General features: G+C 49.9%; 16 protein-coding genes. 9 read left to right on the forward strand and 7 right to left on the reverse strand.

The features are described from left to right. Window positions 1–49 precede the first annotated feature (49 nt). Entirely contained in the window at window positions 50–1,270 is a 1,221-nt protein-coding gene (locus tag V3C10_08870; GenBank protein ID WVP63896.1) for an ROK family protein, read from the forward strand. Window positions 1,271–1,299: 29 nt separating this feature from the next. On the opposite strand, the gene V3C10_08875 is transcribed toward V3C10_08870, so the two are convergent. Further along, window positions 1,300–2,334 carry a DUF6709 family protein gene (locus V3C10_08875; protein WVP63897.1) on the reverse strand — a complete coding sequence of 345 codons (1,035 nt, stop codon included), beginning with the start codon at window positions 2,332–2,334 and terminating at the stop codon, window positions 1,300–1,302. Window positions 2,335–2,572: 238 nt separating this feature from the next. Between V3C10_08875 and V3C10_08880 the strand changes: the two genes are divergently transcribed. Together V3C10_08880 and hslO are read left to right on the forward strand one after the other, a co-directional pair. Then, window positions 2,573–3,325: a class I SAM-dependent methyltransferase gene (locus V3C10_08880; GenBank protein ID WVP63898.1), complete on the forward strand. Its 753-nt coding sequence runs from the start codon at window positions 2,573–2,575 to the stop codon at window positions 3,323–3,325. A gap of 104 nt (window positions 3,326–3,429) precedes the next feature. Next, a complete protein-coding gene (hslO, locus tag V3C10_08885; protein ID WVP63899.1) occupies window positions 3,430–4,320 on the forward strand; it encodes an Hsp33 family molecular chaperone HslO in 891 nt (296 codons plus the stop codon). Window positions 4,321–4,622: 302 nt separating this feature from the next. On the opposite strand, the gene V3C10_08890 is transcribed toward hslO, so the two are convergent. The 4 genes from V3C10_08890 to V3C10_08905 all read right to left on the reverse strand — a co-directional run bounded on the left by V3C10_08890 (window position 4,623) and on the right by V3C10_08905 (window position 8,561). Next, a complete protein-coding gene (locus V3C10_08890; protein WVP63900.1) occupies window positions 4,623–6,146 on the reverse strand; it encodes a carboxylesterase family protein in 1,524 nt (507 codons plus the stop codon). A gap of 21 nt (window positions 6,147–6,167) precedes the next feature. Beyond that, window positions 6,168–6,386 carry a hypothetical protein gene (locus V3C10_08895; GenBank protein WVP63901.1) on the reverse strand — a complete coding sequence of 73 codons (219 nt, stop codon included), beginning with the start codon at window positions 6,384–6,386 and terminating at the stop codon, window positions 6,168–6,170. Further along, window positions 6,383–6,709 carry a hypothetical protein gene (locus V3C10_08900; protein WVP63902.1) on the reverse strand — a complete coding sequence of 109 codons (327 nt, stop codon included), beginning with the start codon at window positions 6,707–6,709 and terminating at the stop codon, window positions 6,383–6,385. Before V3C10_08900 ends, V3C10_08895 begins: the two co-directional genes overlap by 4 nt. 223 nt (window positions 6,710–6,932) lie before the next feature. Beyond that, the gene (locus V3C10_08905) at window positions 6,933–8,561 is read right to left on the reverse strand and encodes a helix-turn-helix domain-containing protein (GenBank protein WVP63903.1); all 1,629 of its coding nucleotides are present in this window, start codon (window positions 8,559–8,561) and stop codon (window positions 6,933–6,935) included. Between the two features lie 214 nt (window positions 8,562–8,775). Here V3C10_08905 and V3C10_08910 point away from each other — a divergent pair, with 214 nt between their 5' ends. Together V3C10_08910 and V3C10_08915 are read left to right on the forward strand one after the other, a co-directional pair. Beyond that, complete coding sequence (locus V3C10_08910; GenBank protein ID WVP63904.1) at window positions 8,776–9,645, forward strand: alpha/beta hydrolase; 870 nt, start codon at window positions 8,776–8,778, stop codon at window positions 9,643–9,645. 158 nt (window positions 9,646–9,803) lie between these two features. Next, window positions 9,804–11,105: an SLC13 family permease gene (locus tag V3C10_08915; protein WVP63905.1), complete on the forward strand. Its 1,302-nt coding sequence runs from the start codon at window positions 9,804–9,806 to the stop codon at window positions 11,103–11,105. A gap of 262 nt (window positions 11,106–11,367) precedes the next feature. Here V3C10_08915 and V3C10_08920 read toward each other — a convergent pair whose 3' ends face one another. Continuing rightward, window positions 11,368–11,568, reverse strand: coding sequence for a cold-shock protein (locus tag V3C10_08920; GenBank protein ID WVP63906.1), 201 nt, complete (start codon window positions 11,566–11,568; stop codon window positions 11,368–11,370). A 340-nt stretch (window positions 11,569–11,908) separates the two neighbouring features. Here V3C10_08920 and V3C10_08925 point away from each other — a divergent pair, with 340 nt between their 5' ends. After that, window positions 11,909–12,457 carry a DUF5662 family protein gene (locus tag V3C10_08925; protein ID WVP63907.1) on the forward strand — a complete coding sequence of 183 codons (549 nt, stop codon included), beginning with the start codon at window positions 11,909–11,911 and terminating at the stop codon, window positions 12,455–12,457. Between the two features lie 137 nt (window positions 12,458–12,594). Here the strand turns inward: V3C10_08925 and V3C10_08930 are convergent, their stop codons facing one another. Further along, window positions 12,595–13,686: a ribonuclease H-like domain-containing protein gene (locus tag V3C10_08930; GenBank protein ID WVP63908.1), complete on the reverse strand. Its 1,092-nt coding sequence runs from the start codon at window positions 13,684–13,686 to the stop codon at window positions 12,595–12,597. 705 nt (window positions 13,687–14,391) lie between these two features. Between V3C10_08930 and ruvA the strand changes: the two genes are divergently transcribed. From ruvA to V3C10_08945, 3 genes are all read left to right on the forward strand, one after another. After that, the gene (gene ruvA, locus V3C10_08935) at window positions 14,392–15,006 is read left to right on the forward strand and encodes a Holliday junction branch migration protein RuvA (GenBank protein ID WVP63909.1); all 615 of its coding nucleotides are present in this window, start codon (window positions 14,392–14,394) and stop codon (window positions 15,004–15,006) included. 24 nt (window positions 15,007–15,030) lie between these two features. Continuing rightward, entirely contained in the window at window positions 15,031–16,032 is a 1,002-nt protein-coding gene (gene ruvB, locus V3C10_08940) for a Holliday junction branch migration DNA helicase RuvB (GenBank protein WVP63910.1), read from the forward strand. 61 nt (window positions 16,033–16,093) lie between these two features. Further along, window positions 16,094–16,495 (forward strand): cell division protein ZapA, encoded by a 402-nt coding sequence (locus V3C10_08945; protein WVP63911.1) that lies wholly within the window; start codon window positions 16,094–16,096, stop codon window positions 16,493–16,495. The last annotated feature ends 105 nt before the right edge of the window (window positions 16,496–16,600 follow it).

A 16,600-nucleotide genomic window follows, 5' to 3' on the forward strand; every position in this document is an offset into this window, starting at 1 on the left:
CTGGACCGTTATTCGTTTATAATATTGCAGAGAAGGACAGGACGAAAAATTGGGATATACAGGAATCAATTTAGAGAATGTGAAGCTGAGCAACCGAAGCTCCATATTGAAGCTTCTCAATGACTGCGGTGCAATGTCCAGGAAAGACATTGCCATCCGGCTGAAGCTGACTCCGGCAACTGTGACGCTGATCTGCACCGAACTGATATCAACAGGGATTCTCTGTGAAAAGGGCGAGGTGGAAGAGGAGCGGAGGGCCGGCAGGAAAAAAATCCTGATTGATATCAATTACCAGTACAGCTATGTGCTTTCTATCAGTATAGAGGCAGCGAAAACCTTTATCGCGATCAGTAACCTGAAGGGGAAGAAACTGGGGGAAAAGCAGTTGGCGACCGACGGGACGATAGCCCCGGAAAAGTTTTTAAAGAAGGTGACCGATGAAAGCAAGGCGTTGATGTGGGAGAACGGCATTGCAAAGGATGGAGTGCTGGGGATCGGCGTATCGGTGCCCGGCCCGGTTAAGCGAAGCACCGGCGTAAGCCAGCATGCGTACCGGATTTGGAATGAAGCGGTCCCAGTGGGAGAGTTAATAGGCAAACAGATGGATCTGCCTACGATTGTGGAAAATAATGTCAAGGCATTTGCGGAGGGCGAGCTGATCTATGGGAACGGAAAGGAATGGGAAAACCTTCTGTTCATCAAATGGGGGCCGGGAGTCGGTTCGGCCATTATTATCCATGGACGGCTTTACGACAGCCAGAATTCCAAGACGGCGGAGATTGGCCATTATATCGTGGAAAAGGACGGGAAACCGTGCCGCTGCGGACGCAGGGGCTGCCTCGAGACGAAAGTGGCCACCCATGCTATTGCCTCCAGGATCCGGGATGCCTGTACGGAAGAAACCATGCCGGAGCTCTATCACCTGGTCAAGGGTGATTTAAGCCGTATTGAAGCGAGGAATATGGCGGAATGGATGGCGGTGGAGGACGAAGGAATGTGGCAGGTATTTGACGATATCATCGAACAGATGGCCCGGGTAGCGGTCAATACCATCACACTTCTGGCTCCGGATAAGGTGATTATCTATGGGGAGATGTTTGAACACCCGAAGGTGGAGGAGCGGTTTGTGCATTTTTGCAGCCATTACGACTCATCCTACCACGGCGGTTATATTTTAAAATCAGAGCTTAGTGACAGGATTGAATATATCGGTCCCCTGGCTGTGGCGGTTAATGAATTATTTCTTCTGGCGGGAAGCCAGGAGAACTGAAAAAGGCAGGAAAACCGGCTGAGTAATTGTCAGCCGGTTTTCCTGCCTTTCTGTCTGCGGATGCTTTTTAATATTTCCCTGGCAAGCCGCCTGTTTTCCTCGGAGTATCCGAGAAGGATGCCTGTGTCACGTTCTTCCAGGGAGGCGATAATATAATCCAGATCTTCTTTTTTCTTGCCGGTAAAATCATAGGTGCGCCCGTCGTCTGCCATGATATGAAGTGTGTAACTCATACGGAAATGGAACCGGGAGAGTCCGGGGAGTGACAGCCGCCTGCTGTGATAATAAACCCATACGACCGATTTGAGCGGCAGAATCAGGCTTCTGACGGTATCCACATTGACAATATAACCGGGGGTCAGATAGATGTTTCCCGATTTGGCAATGCTGACATGCTTCATCTCAATCTCCACCTTGGGGAGAAGCGTCCGGATCTCTCCGAAGCTGCCCAGATATCGGAACGTCGGGGAACGGTGGGGCTCCCAGATATAGTACAGCGAACAGATGATGTCCGTCAGTGATAAAAACAGGCAGCCGTAGGCCAGAAGATGAAACAAAACGGTCAGGTATGCGGGATAGGGCAGGGTGGAAACCACGTAGGGCGCCGTCATCTTTCTGAGGGACGGCATGGTCCAGTCGAGCCCCTCAGCCATCTCATACAGGACGGCCTCGTATTCGCTGTCCGTCATCTCAACCAGCCTGCCGCTTAAATTGAGAGAGGGAAGAGCCTCCCCGCCCGGGCTGGAAATATCGCGGTTATCCAACAGATAGAACTGGCAGAAACCGTCCGTCAGGGTATAATAATAATATCCCTCCGTACGCCCGCTTACGACATAATTGCAGCCGGTATAGTGAAGGCCTGACACGGAAACGGTGACGTATGGGAGAGCGCGGTTATAAAAATTTTCATAATGGCTTTTGGAATTCAGAGGCCGGGGAGAAAGAAAATTGGCTCTGGGGATTTTTATCAGGGCCGCCATGGCGGCAATCAGAAGCAGAACCGGGAAAATAAGCTGTTTTATCAGGGCTCTGCGTATATTATTAATAATGAAACTGTTTTTCATCGGTCTGTTCACTTTCAATAAGAACTGTAGTAAAAGGTTTACTGCAGTTCAGGGATAGTTACCGTAATCAAGTAAGGATAATAACCAGTATAACGCATAGAGAGTGAAATAATCAAGAACAGGTTGCTTTTAAAGAAAAAAATTGTTATGATCGGGTTACTGTTTACAGGCAGGGTTTTGTGAGAAGTTTTATCGCTTTACCGGATTATTAAGAAGAGTGAAATGAGGTATAATAAATATGGATGCATATACGGGCTTTGCCTCGGTTTACGATATGTTCATGGACAACATCCCCTATGGGGAATGGTGCGGATATCTTACGTCCCTGCTCCGTGAATACGGGGCAGAGGATGGGATTTTACTGGACCTGGGCTGCGGGACGGGAAACCTGACCGAGCTTTTGGCGAAACAGGGCTATGATATGATTGGCGTGGATTTTTCGGAGGACATGCTCCAGATCGCCATGGAAAAGAGGGCGCAGTCCGGACTGCCTATCCTCTATCTGCAGCAGGATATGAGGGAGTTTGAGCTGTACGGTACGGTGCGCGCGGTTGTGAGTATCTGCGACTCGATGAACTATATTCTGGAATATGAAGATTTGGTGCAGGTAATCCGCCTGGTGAATAATTACCTGGATCCCAGGGGCGTTTTTATATTCGACCTCAATACGGAATACAAATACAGGGAAATCCTGGGCCAGTCCACGATCGCGGAGGACAGGGAAGAGAGCAGCTTTATCTGGGACAACGACTATGACGAGGAGGAACGTATCAATGAATACGATCTGACTCTTTTTATCCGGGAAGAGGGAGAACTGTACCGGAAATACCAGGAGACCCATTTCCAGAGGGCATATTCGCTGGATGAAGTGAAAGCGGCCATCGAAGAGGCGGGGATGGAATTTGTGGCCGCATATGACGCATTTACAAGGGAAACGCCGAAAGAGACAAGCGAGCGTATCTACGTGGTAGCCAGGGAACAGGGCAAGTAGAGAGGGAAAAACATCAAACGCGGACCTCAATTATAGAAGAAAAGTATCCGGAACTCCCCAAGGAGAAAGAGCCAAAGGGAGGATATGGACAGAAAGGATGAATTATGACAACAGACAGAGATTATATAATCAGAGCGACGGCGGCGGACGGCCAGATACGGGCTTTTGCCGCAACGACAAGAGGAGTGGTGGAGAAGGCCAGAGCCGCCCATAATACAAGCCCGGTGGCGACGGCCGCCCTGGGAAGACTGCTGACGGCAGGAGGCATGATGGGCATAATGATGAAGGGAAAAGACGATATCCTGACGCTTAGGATCGAGGGGGACGGCCCGATCGAGGGCCTTACCGTGACGGCCGACAGCGCCGGAAATGTAAAGGGATATGCCTTTAATCCTGCCGTTATGCTGCCGCCCAATGCAAAGGGCAAGCTGGACGTGGGCGGCGCTTTAGGAGTCGGCGTTCTGAGCGTGATCAGGGATATCGGCCTGAAAGAACCTTACGTAGGGCAGACCATCCTGGTTTCCGGCGAGATAGCCGAGGATCTGACCTATTATTACGCTACTTCGGAGCAGATCCCGACCTCGGTCGCATTAGGCGTCCTGATGAACAAAGACAATACCGTGCGCCAGGCGGGCGGATTCATTATCCAGCTTCTGCCGGGGGCATCCGACGAGATTATTGATAAATTGGAGAAAAAGCTGGGGGATATGGATTCCATAACCTCCCTCCTGGACGCAGGCCGGACCCCGGAGATGATACTTGACTCCATTATCGGTGAATTTGGCCTGGAAATCCTTGACACGATGCCGACAGAATTTTACTGTAACTGTGACAAGGCCAGAGTGGAGAAAGCGCTGATCAGCATCGGAAGGAAGGAACTTCAGGAAATGATCGATGAGGGCAAAACAATCGAAGTAAACTGCCATTTCTGCAATCAGAATTACGCGTTTACAGTGGAAGAGCTGAACGACCTTCTCAGGAGGGCGGTTCGTTAAGACGGCAGGGAGAACCTCAGGGAAATCAGCAGAATCTGGAAGAGTGGGGCGCCGGCGGGCGCCTCTCAGAGTGTCGACAAAGTCGCCACTCTGTAGAATTCATGGCATAACGCCATAAATTCTAGTCACCAAAGGAAGAACTGCCGATTTCCTCGCGCAAGGGCTAAAGCCCCTAGAAATCGGCAGTTCAGCACTACGGCGGAACTGAATTCCACCTACGTGATTTAAAATGAGGGTTACACCCTCAAACTCCTGATATAAGAAAAATATAGTTTGTCGATAAGCTGTGGGGTGCCGGATGTTCAGGCCAGGATACCGTTTTCTGCAAACCGTTCCCTCCAGAATGCAAAATCCGCTTTCCAATAACCAGGATCAAGGCTCCAGGTTTCTCCGATTGCCATGACATCTCCGTCAGGATGATAGGCAGGCCAGTGAGGAATGGACGGCACATTGGGATTGCCGGAAGCGGCAAAGGCCGCCCAGACGTCCATCATCTGTTCCTGCAGTTTTTCCGGGGCGCCGTTGGGAATCAGGTTTCCGAAGACATAGTTGCAGGGAGCGCCGTGCAGGGCTCTGAAGCCCTCCTTTGGATCCCGGAGGCGGAAGGTGAACTGGTAGACCGGGATGCGGGAACAGCAGGCCCTTGCAATCCATTCGCCGCCTAAACGCAGTCCGAGATCATTGTGTACCGTCATATAGGCCTCCTTGTCACTCATCTCCGGGTGAAGGAGCCGGAAGGCCTCCATATCGTTGTCCGTTACCTTCTTATCGGTATTTCTCTGAATAACGGATGTCTTAGTCTCCTCTGCATCCATCTTTAAAAACATCTGATCATATTCCCCTTCACTGCCTCCGATCATCAGCGCTTTTACCTTAAATTCGCCTTTTACCAGGCGGTCAAAGGCATCCGTGCTGACGGTCAGCCCGTCCTGGACGGGAGAGAAGAGTTTGCTGGCCTTGCTGCCGCCGAAGCGGATGCCAAAGAGTTTTTTCTGCGCGGCCAGTATTTCTTCGGGGGACAGAGATAAAGCATCTGAAAGTGTGGAAACTCCAGCCAACTCAAAAAATGTTCTGCCGATCTCTTCGCTGGTATCCAGGGCCACGGTGCCCAAATCGGTCATATAGGAGCTTTGGCAGACCGCTTTCTGGAAATAGTCTTCGGCCTCCGGGATGACCAGGAGATGGCTGATGGCATTGGAACCGGCGGAATGGCCATACAGGGTAACATTACCGGGGTCACCGCCGAAGGAGGCGATGTTGTGGCGGGTCCATTTCAGGGCGGCAATAAGATCGAGAAGAGCCAGGTTGTTGCTGAAACGGTATCTGCCGTCAGGATCCAGGAAGGAGAGATTCAGGCTGCCCAGCACGCCTACCCGGTAGTTGCAGGCTACGACGATCAGCTCCGGATGGGCCTTAATAAGCTTTTCAGGAAGATTCAGCCTTTTATAGTTGTATCCCATGATGTAGGAGCCGCCGTATACCCAGAACAGCACGTTCTTTTTGGGAACCGTCACATCGGCTGCCCAGATATTCAGATTCAGGCAGTCCTCGGAGACGGGGACATGGGTGAAATCACCGTTCCGCTCGGCAAAAAACGGGTCCGGCTCAGCCTGTATCGGGGCGGGGCCGAATGACTTAGCCGGAAGAGTGCCGTTAAAGGATGTAATTTCTACGGGTGGCTGCCAGCGTTTTGCGGTGGCAAATGGGATATTCAGGAAGGTCAGGATTCCCTCTTTACCGCGGAAACCTTCAATTTTACCGCAGGGTGTATCCACGGTTATGGAACCGGACGGTTCGGATTTTGTAGTTGTAAAATCAGTGTTCATATGATTCCTTTCTCTTTTCTGTTAGACAGGGAGCATTCCCGTTACGATCATAAAGGCCAGCATCAGGAGCAGAACGTAACCAAAGGCAAAGCCCAGGTTGGAGCTTACCTTGCCGGCCAGCAGGGCGGCAAGAAGAATCAGGGTAAACACGCCGTCAAAGACAGCCATATTTTTTCCGAGAGGGAGCTCCAGGGGCTGATCCAGTTCCTTTTTGAGAGCGGCAAATTCTGCCTCATTCATCCCTGCGCCATGGCGTTTTTCCAGGATAGAAACGGGAATGCATAAAAGCAGCACGCAGAGAATTTAATCAGGGCCTTAAAAATACCGGCCTCGGTGAGAATACCGAAATAGAGAACGGCAAACACCATCAGAAACAGGGTTCCCGACACGGATTTTAAGCCGTTTCCGATAAAGCCGTTTACCTCCTTCAGGCTAAAGCCCATTAAGACCGCAGCTATAATCGGAACACCGGTCATAATCACCCCGGGACTGGCGGGTGCCTTGAAAATCAGTATGATAATGGCAAGCAGCATTATCAGTGTAATAATGACGTTTATTGACATAGTTTCCTCCTTTGTTTCCGACGCCGGTCTTTTTATCCGGCGTCTGTTTCTAGCTGTATCATAGTTTTTTCTTCCGTACGCAGCAATGGACAGTGTGCACAAATAAAAATCCTGCCAATGGGCAGGATTCATAAATCGTCGGAATAAAGAAAAAAGTCAGGGAATTCACTTGTATTTTATGGGGAATCCCGATAAAATAGAGAATCAGATTTGGCCGTCTATCTCATTCAGGCGCAGGGGAGTATCTTTTAATCGGATGAAGCAGATCCTCCTGCCGGTAGTTCTCGGCATAACGGACCACCATCGAGGAGAGCATCAGGATCATCTGAAGGTTCCAGTCGTCCAGGCTGCGGCCGATTATTTCTTCGATCCGGTCGATCTTATTAATAACGGTATTGCGGTGAAGATACATGTCCTTGGCCGTTTTTGTGGTATTGCAGTTATTTTTGATGTAAGCTTCCAGTATTTCACAGAGGTTGTCGTGCTCCTCAATATCATGGCGCTTCAGTATCGTATACTTTGGAGTACACAGGTAAATCAGGTTATTTTCGTGGAAATCATAACCAAAGCGGCCGCAGAGATCGATGAGATGGTAGGCGGTGTAATCGTCGTAATAAAAAAGTCTCTGTCCCGGATCGCCGCTCAGGGCGCGGCCAAGGGAAATTACCTCCTTTGTCTGCAGGTAAATGGGGCGGATAGAGGAGACAAAGGCGGATTTATTGCCGATGGAGGCGTATGCATGGTAGCGTTCCAGCAGTTTTTGCAGGCGCTCTCCGTCAAACGGAATATCCCAGGAGTCTTCTTCCGTTTTTACAAGAAGGATTAAATCACCCTGATACACCGCGGTCTGGCAGAGAGGGAAAATCTCCGACAGGGCGTGAAGGATCAGGCCGGTCGGCAGGGATTTCTGACCGGGTTCAAAAGTGATTACGATGCAGGTATAAAAATTCGGGGGAAGGAACAGCAGCCGGAACAGCCGGCTCTGAAGCTCCTCCTCACTTGAAATTCTGCGCTCAATCAGATCGCCGATCAGAGAGGAAAACTCGGCATTGGATTCAAATTCTTCCCGGTTGTGCATCAGCGAGTGCTCCCGGATCAGGGAGACAAGCAGTTTTACATAGTCAAACAGGGCCGGATCCCGGCCGGCGGATTCGGAAAATACCAGCAGGCGCCCGTAGGTGCTGGAATGGTATTTTAAAGGGGCCAGAAGGCCATAGCTGTCCGGTTCCAACAGAGCTTCATAAATGCCTTTCGGGACCGAATCCTTTTTCTGTCCGGGGACCGGTGAATTTAAAAACGTGTCAATACTGTCGGCGGAGAGGTAGCCGAAGGACAAGAGCTGCTGGATATAAGCGTTCTCGAATGCATAATCCACATTAGAGGCAATGAGACGGTATCCGCCGTTCAACAAAAACAGAGGAACATGCAGCCGTGAAGCGGCCTCATTCAGCAGCGGCTGAATCTCTTTATTGCGGCAGGCCAGGAGGCAGAGCCGGTTCATCCAGCCTGTAAAGTCGAAAAAACAGCTGTTGGCCCGGTTTAGAATCTCCCCGGCCGGTAGACGGCAGGAGAGGAAGGAAATGTCTGACCTGCCGAAGGGCTGTTCATCCGATTCTTTGGATGAGGAGCCATCCTCTGACAGAAGGAGCATGGATCCATCCGGAATCAGCCCCTGCCGCCATAGCTTGTACGCAGTCCTGGAATCGGCTATGTATACAGTCTGCTGCTCAAAAGCAGATAACTTTTCGGAAAGCAGCTGGATATTATTGACGGTCAGATTGGTGTCCGGTGAGAACAGGCTACGCAGCCGGCAGTCGGAAAAACTTTGGGCTAAAATCGGAAATGTGAACACGGAACGGCCTCCTTTTTCATTTTAGGATTAGGATATCAGCTTTTTATACAAATTTCAACGAGAATGTGCAAAATGCACACGAAAACATGGTACGAATAATTACTGTTCACGGGCAGTCATAGCGCAATGCGGTGTGAACAGTAACCACGAATTTTACCTGCGGACAGTAATAAAAAGGCCGCCGGAAGGCATAATGCCTGGAAGGGAGAAAGGAATGCTTTTAGAATTAAAGGATACAAAGCTGTATTATGAGGAGTTTGGACAGGGAGAACGCTGTATTTTGTCGGCGATGCAGCAGCTGGACCCGGATCGGAAGGGATGGCCCTACGATCTGGCGGAAGAGGGCTTCCATGTTTTTGCAATTCAGATGAGGGGATATGGACAGTCTGCCCACGTCATGGAGGATTATGGGGAAAGATGGTATGACATCTGGGCCGATGACGTGGCAGATTTTGCCGCCGCCATGGGAATCAGACGTTTTCTGTATACGGGCGCTTCCGACGGAGGCGGAGTCGGCTGGCATCTCTGCCTGCGCCACCCGGAAATATTAACAGGCTTTGCAGGGCTGGCGGCAGGTCCCCATTCCAGAAGCATCGGGGCCATCTCACCCAGCCGGAAGTATACGATCGACGCGGTGGGAAGCCGGGCGGCCGTGGAGCAGCTGGCCATGTACCACAAACAGCGGATTCTCTATTTTGCCAAGAAGTTCGGGGATGACCCGGAGCTGAAAGCGGAATTTGAACGGAAAGCGGAGACGATTTACCAGATGAAAATGGATATGGGGCCGGAGGAGATGAAAATCCAGCCGGGAATTACGCTTCCCTGGCTGAAGACCGATGAAGAGGTGTTAAAAGCGCTCTCCGAAATTCATTTTCCGGTGCTTCTGCTGATCGGCATGAAGGATGCGATGGTTCCTCTTGGCAAAACGGTCCAGCCGATAGGGGCCATTGAACATGCCAAGGCCGTGTTCTACCAGGAGGCGAACCATTTGCTGTACTACGGCAGGCGCGAAGATGTGAGACGGGAAATTGCCGCTTTTGCGGAGGAGGCTTTTGAGAAAGACGGAGATAAGACTGCCCATTGAAGGGGAGTCCCTATTGTGCAGAGTATCCATTGTAAAATTGACTGAAAAAAATTATGATATGACTGAAATGATACATTACAGACATCGCGGCATGTAATTGAACGGCAACGCATGGTTCCGGAACATACGCCGTGCCGCAGTAAGGGAAGGTACAACGGATGACGTGGAACAGTATAATAACTCTGATTATGATGGTACTCATTATTATCCTGCTATTTCGGGGAGTCAGCAGCCCGGGAGTGATATTCAGCACAGTGCCCATTATAGCCGGCCTGCTCATGGGCTTTGGCCCGGCAGAGCTTAATGGTTTTATTGGAGAGGGGCTAAAGGCCATTTCCGGCACTCTGTTTTTAATGGTCTTTGCTGTTTTATATTTTGGGCTGCTTCATGAGGCGGGGGTATTCAAGGCTCTGATCCGTCTGGTCATGCGGTTTCTCGGCAACAGCATTACCGGCACGATGTGGGTTACCGCGCTGATCAGCGTCCTGACCCAGTTGGATGGTTCGGGGGCTACAACGGCAATCTGTACCATCCCGACCATGCGTCCCATTTATGAAAAACAGAGAATCCGATGTGAGGCCCTGCTGCTGATAGAAAGTCTTGCATCGGGGATTCTGTGTCTGCTACCCTGGGCGCCGGGGCTCTGCGAGGCGGCGGCTTACGTCAATGTCGATGTGTACGAACTGTTTTTGTGGCTGATTCCTGTTCTGTTTTTTTCCCTGGCCGCACTTTTTCTCCTCTGTATCCCCCTCGCAGCGTATGAAAAACGCCACGGAGCGGGAATGACCAGGGAAGAGTTTGAAGAGATGAAGCGGGAGATAGATAAACCTCTGGAATTCCCCCTGGGCAAGGGAGTTGCGGTATTTGACGGGATTGTCACCCTGTGCTTGATGGCGGCGCTTTTGGGCGGCATTGTGAAAACGAATTTTGCCTTCGGCCTCACATTCGGAATTCTGCTGGTGGTTAACTTCCGTGATATAGGGAGACAGAGGGAGTACCTGAAGAAGCAGGCGCCGATGGCGCTAGACATGGCAGTCACGATTCTGGGCGTATGCGTGATGGTGGGCGTAAACCAGGGGACGGGCGCTATCGCCGATTTGGCGAACTGGATGGTGTCCAATACTTCGGGCAGTCTTCTTTCCCATCTGCCCTTTGTGCTCTGCCTCTTCAGTATGCTGCTTTCCATCACCATCGGCGGTTCCAAGAATTCCGTGGTGCTGCCCGCCATTATCCCCATGGTAGCAGCATTTGGCTTTACGCCGGTTCAGGTGCTCGGCGCTGTATTTGCAACCGGAGTGATCAGTGCGAACTTAAGCCTTTTTAACGCGACGCCGTATCTGGCTCTGGGACTGGCCGGGGTGGAGATGAAAAGCCATTTAAAATATTCCCTTCTTCCGGTATATGGATTCAGTCTGCTGATGCTGTTGTTTATGGTGGTATCGGGGATGCTGCCGATGTAGGCGGAACTGAATTTACAACAACGAAAAATACGCTTTGCGAACGTTTCGTCGGCACTCAACAACGAAAAGCACGCTTCGCGAACTTTTCATTGCCACTCAACAACGAAAAGCATGCTTCGCGAACTTTTCATTGCCACTCAACAAAAAGAGCCATCCGGGTGGATGGCTCTTAATTGTAATCATTTTACTTATTTCAATATAGCTTATTCACAAAATATATATTAAACATATTATGGAAAGAGGTACACTGGAAAGTTGATGATTAAAGCTTTACTACATTGGTTGCCTGTGGGCCTTTTGCTCCGTTAACCACTTCAAATTCTACCTGAGCGCCTTCCTCAAGAGATTTGAATCCGTCCATGTTCAGGCCAGAGTAGTGTACAAACACATCGTTTCCCTGCTCGTCAGAAATGAATCCGTAGCCCTTCTGGTTGTTAAACCATTTAACTGTACCTTTATTCATATGATACCTCCAAAAAAATAAAAAAAATGTTTTAACTGTAGCTATCTACAGCCTGTTCTCAGAATAGCACAATTTGGGGTCACTGTCAAACAGTTTTATGGGAAATTCAGGGAATTTCAGGGAAAATTCAATCATTTTAAATCATACGGGTATTTATGGTAAAAAAGTATGGAAAAAAAGGGATTCCAGGGGTGAAATACCGTGATGAAAAGAGGGAAAAGAAAGGAAGAAACGTGGTTGATAAAAGGAGAGGGCTGTTGTAAAATAAGTATCAGGCGATATCCGGGGGAAGCCAGAACCTTCCGGATAAATCGGATGCGCAATCAGCGGGGAGAGAATCATGAATCTTTGGAATGCAGTCCATCATTTCAGGACAATAACGAGACATAAGCAGATGGTAATGGAGAATTGTTTTAAAGTGGGACTCTATAAGCAGGGCCTGCTCCACGATCTGTCTAAATATTCCTGGGAGGAATTTAAAATAGGAGTCAAATACTATCAGGGCGACAGAAGCCCCAATGCGGCGGAAAAGGAAGAAAAGGGCTATTCCGTGGCCTGGCTGCACCATAAGGGAAGAAACAAGCACCATTTTGAGTACTGGATAGATTTTGCGCCCAATAAGGCGGACGGTCTGATTGGGAATGAGATGCCCCTGAAATATCTGGTGGAGATGGTGATGGATCGGATTGCCGCCTCCAAGGTCTACAAGGGTGACGAATATACGGACGCCTGCCCCTGGGAATATTATAACCGGGGAATGGATTACATGGTGATGCATAAGAAAACCAGGGTACAGCTTGAAAAACTTCTTCTGATGCTGAAAGACGAGGGAGAAGAAAAAACTTTTGACTATATCAGGAAACTGCTGCGCCACAGGAAGAGAAAGTGATTTGTTACTGTTCACTCCGTGCCCGGTAACCGTAATTTCTTCCGGGCGGAGGGACGTGAAAACGGCGAAGAAAAAGCAAGGATCAATCTGCTTTCTCTTCGCCGTTCTATACCTGCTTTGACAACCCAGCATCCGCCTCAGCCGATGAGCCGCTTCAGAACCGCATCCAGATACCGGACGGCAGTGTCCTCTGTGAACAACTCCGGCTGAAAGGCCACATAGGTGAGCTTGTCTTTGTAATCGGATTTAAGACAGCCGTCCCAGAGTTCACAGGGCTGGGGAAGGAAGGTGCCGGATACCCTTGTGTAGCAGGTCTTTGCGGTGGCCTTCTTTTTTGCTTCCTTTTCCACGTACTGGCCGACACTCTTGTGAATTGCATTATCTTCATACACCAGATAAACATAGTTCTGGTAGTCGGGATAAAAATGTTTCAGTTCCCCCTCAAAGAGCGGAACCGTTACGGTCAAAATACGCCCGGAAAAATCCAGGGTATACGGACTGCAGTCCGACTGGACCGGCACGGGCAGCGGGACCGTACTTTCATAACAGAGTTTCAGTTCCTTTACCGGGGAGCCGAAGGCATCCTTGACCTCACAGAGTTCCTGTCCTGCGTAAGCAAAACTTTCCCTGAGAAAATCGTGATAAAAGAGAATCGGAAGAATGGACGGCATTCCCTTCAAATCATCCTCATTGTGAAGAATCAGCAGCCGATATAGAAAATCCTCATGGGTGACAAGATAATCTTTATAAACCTCAATCAGCTGCCCCCCATTGTACTGGTCCTCGCGGCAGACCCCGAGGAAGCATTCAATGCTTTTCTGCTTCATATTCTCAAGCCCCAGAAGCTTTTTATACGGTTTGACGATCCTGTAAATGTCGATACTCTCAATTTTCTGAAAATCATATTCCAGATCATAGGCCCTGCACCGTTTCAGCAGGTAAGGAATATCAAAACCGTCCCCGTTAAAATGAATCAGGAAACGGAACTGTTCCATAAATTTAAAAAACGCATGAAGGAGTTCCTCCTCTGCGTTCAGGGTATCGGCAAACCACTGAATCAGGTGCCAGCTGCCTTCCCGGTAATAAGTACAGCCGATCAGATACAGCGTAGAGTAATCCCCGGAAAAACCGGTGGTCTCAATATCAAAAAACAACAGCTTTTCCAGCTCGCCGATTGAGCCGAGTGGATATGTAATTTCCAGATCTACTTTCTTCTCTATAGTAATCATACAGATAACTCCCTATGGTAAAAAATGCGGGCATTGGTTGAAATGGGTATGGATAGTATTATATTAGGAAAAGCAGGGAAAGTAAAGATTTAGTTGAGATGGGAGGACGCCTCTGTAAGACGGCGGACGGGGGAGTGGGTGGGTGTTTATGAGTCTTCAGTCCCGGGCCATAACTTTCCTGTGGGAAATCCAGGAGAAAAAGATTCCGCAGGGAACCTGGAAGTCCATCAGTACTTAGGCGGCGTATTCTGGCGCCTTAGTACTGTTATGCACTTCAAAGAGCGCAAGCGTTTCCCGAAGGAACTTTTTCTACCCGGATTTCCCACTCGCGACAACCTGAAATCCGGGACTGAAGACTCATAACCATCCTTCACCATTCCGAACCCCGACCTAACGGCGGCGTTCTCATTTCTCAACTATCCCCCCAGAATATTTGTTCGACACACCTTGCATTGCTCCCCTCCGTATGGTATGATATTGAGGATAGTAACTTCTATTAAAAGAGCATGAAACTGGAGTTAAATCAGCCGGGAGATGTTGTGCCTTATATGGTAATATTAGGCAGCCGCGAAGTTACAAACCGGCAGAGCAGAGTTATAAATACGCAGAATAAAACGGCAAAGAACCGCAGGAGTACAGGAAAAACGGCCGGCCGGCAAATAAGGTTAAGAAGACAGAAACAGACATCAATTAAGGAGAAAAACCGTGATTTCATATGTAAAGGGAGCTCTGGCGGATAAGTCGGGCGACAGGATTGTGGTAGAAGCGGGTCCGGTAGGGCTTGGAATCTATGTGCCGCTCTCCGTACTGGAGGTGCTTCCGCCCCTGGGTGAGGAAGTGAAGATATATACATACCTGCAGGTCAGGGAAGATGATTTAAGCCTATATGGCTTCCTGAACCGCCAGGATTTGGAGATGTTTAAACAGTTGATTGGCGTCAATGGGATCGGCCCCAAGGGGGCGCTTGGGATCCTTTCGGCGCTCAGGCCGGATGATCTGCGGCTCGCGATTCTCACAGGGGATGCCAAGGCAATTTCAAAGGCTCCGGGCGTGGGGGCCAAAACGGCACAGAGGATTATCCTGGATTTAAAGGATAAGGTCAGCGCGGAGGAGATGCTTGTGGGAATTGCCGGTATGGAAGAGGAAAGAACTGCCGTGCCTCTGACGAAGGAAGCGGGCAGGGAGGCAGTGGAAGCGCTGGTGGCTCTCGGATATTCGAATCTGGAGGCATCAAAGGCAGTGAAGAGTGTACAGATAACGGACGATATGGATGCGGAGGCAGTACTCAAGGCATCCCTCAAGTTTCTGGCATTTTTATAAGAGCGGGAGAGCGGGAAGTGCAATATGAGCAGGAGAATTATTACAACTGAGATTACGGAAGAGGACAAGCGCATAGAGAGCAGCCTGCGGCCCCAGTATTTGAGTGAATACATTGGCCAGGAAAAGATAAAATCCACACTGAAGGTTTTCATAGACGCAGCCAAGTCGAGGGGCGAGGCTCTCGACCATGTCCTGTTTTACGGGCCTCCGGGTCTCGGCAAGACGACACTATGCGGAATTATCGCCAATGAGATGGGTGTGAAGATGAAGGTGACCTCCGGACCGGCGATTGAGAAGCCGGGAGAGATTGCGGCAATACTGAACGGTCTCCAGGAGGGCGATGTCCTTTTTGTAGATGAGATTCACCGTCTGAACCGGCAGGTGGAGGAAGTTCTCTATCCTGCGATGGAAGATTATGCGATCGATATTATGCTGGGAAAAGATTCAACCGCCCGTTCGATCCGCCTGGAACTTCCGAAGTTTACGCTGGTGGGGGCAACCACCCGGGCGGGACTGCTGACGGCCCCACTCCGCGACAGGTTCGGTATCGTCCAGAAGATGGATTTTTACATGCCCGAGGAGTTAAAGACCATCATTCTCCGTTCCGCGAGAGTGATGAACGTGGAGATAGAAGAACGGGGAGCCTATGAGATTGCGAGACGTTCCCGTGGTACGCCAAGGCTCGCCAACCGTCTTCTTAAGCGGGTAAGGGATTTTGCCCAGGTCAAGTATGACGGGGTGATTACAAAGGAAGTAGCGGATTTTGCCCTGGATATCCTGGATGTGGATAAACTGGGCCTGGATAATAACGACCGGGCAATCCTGACGATTATGATTGAGAAATTTTCAGGAGGCCCCGTGGGACTGGACACGCTGGCGGCGGCTCTCGGAGAGGATTCCGGGACCCTTGAGGATGTCTACGAACCGTATCTTCTGATGAATGGATTTATTAACAGGACGCCGAGAGGCAGGGTAGCGACGGAAGCCGCCTATCATCACCTGGGACTGCAGCAACAGATAAATTAGAGCAACTGTTTGATGGATATTGAACGGTTCCAAATTACAAATGAAAGAGAAGATGGAAAAGATGGGTTCCAAGAATTATACAGACGTTTTAATTGCCGGAAAGATATATACACTGGGTGGTCTGGAGGAAGAAAGTTACCTTCAGCAGGTTGCCAGCTATTTAAATGACAAGATTGCCGGCCTGCAGAGACAGGACGGTTTCAGGAAGCAGCCGGAAGATTATCAGAATGTGATGACATACTTAAATATTGCCGATGACTATTTCAAGGAGCGGGAGCACGCCGGACTTCTGGCCGCCCAGAAGGAAGAGCTTGAGAAGGAGACGTACCGCCTGAAACATGAGCTGGTCAGCACACAGATGAAGCTGGAGGCAATCAAGGTGGAGCTTGAAAAATATAAAACGCAGGAAGCTCTGGAGAACGCCCGCAGCAGGGACGATAAGCAGGAGCAGAAGGCGGAGTAGCGAAGCCGCGGAGCGGAGCGGCCGAGCACATTCACAGATAAAAGAGGGCTGATGGAAACGTAGAATCCTGAGAGGGCTTTGCGGTACATCAGCCTGTCGCTTTTT

This window comes from [Clostridium] symbiosum (assembly GCA_036419695.1).
Classification (GTDB): Bacteria; Bacillota; Clostridia; order Lachnospirales; family Lachnospiraceae; genus Otoolea; species Otoolea symbiosa_A.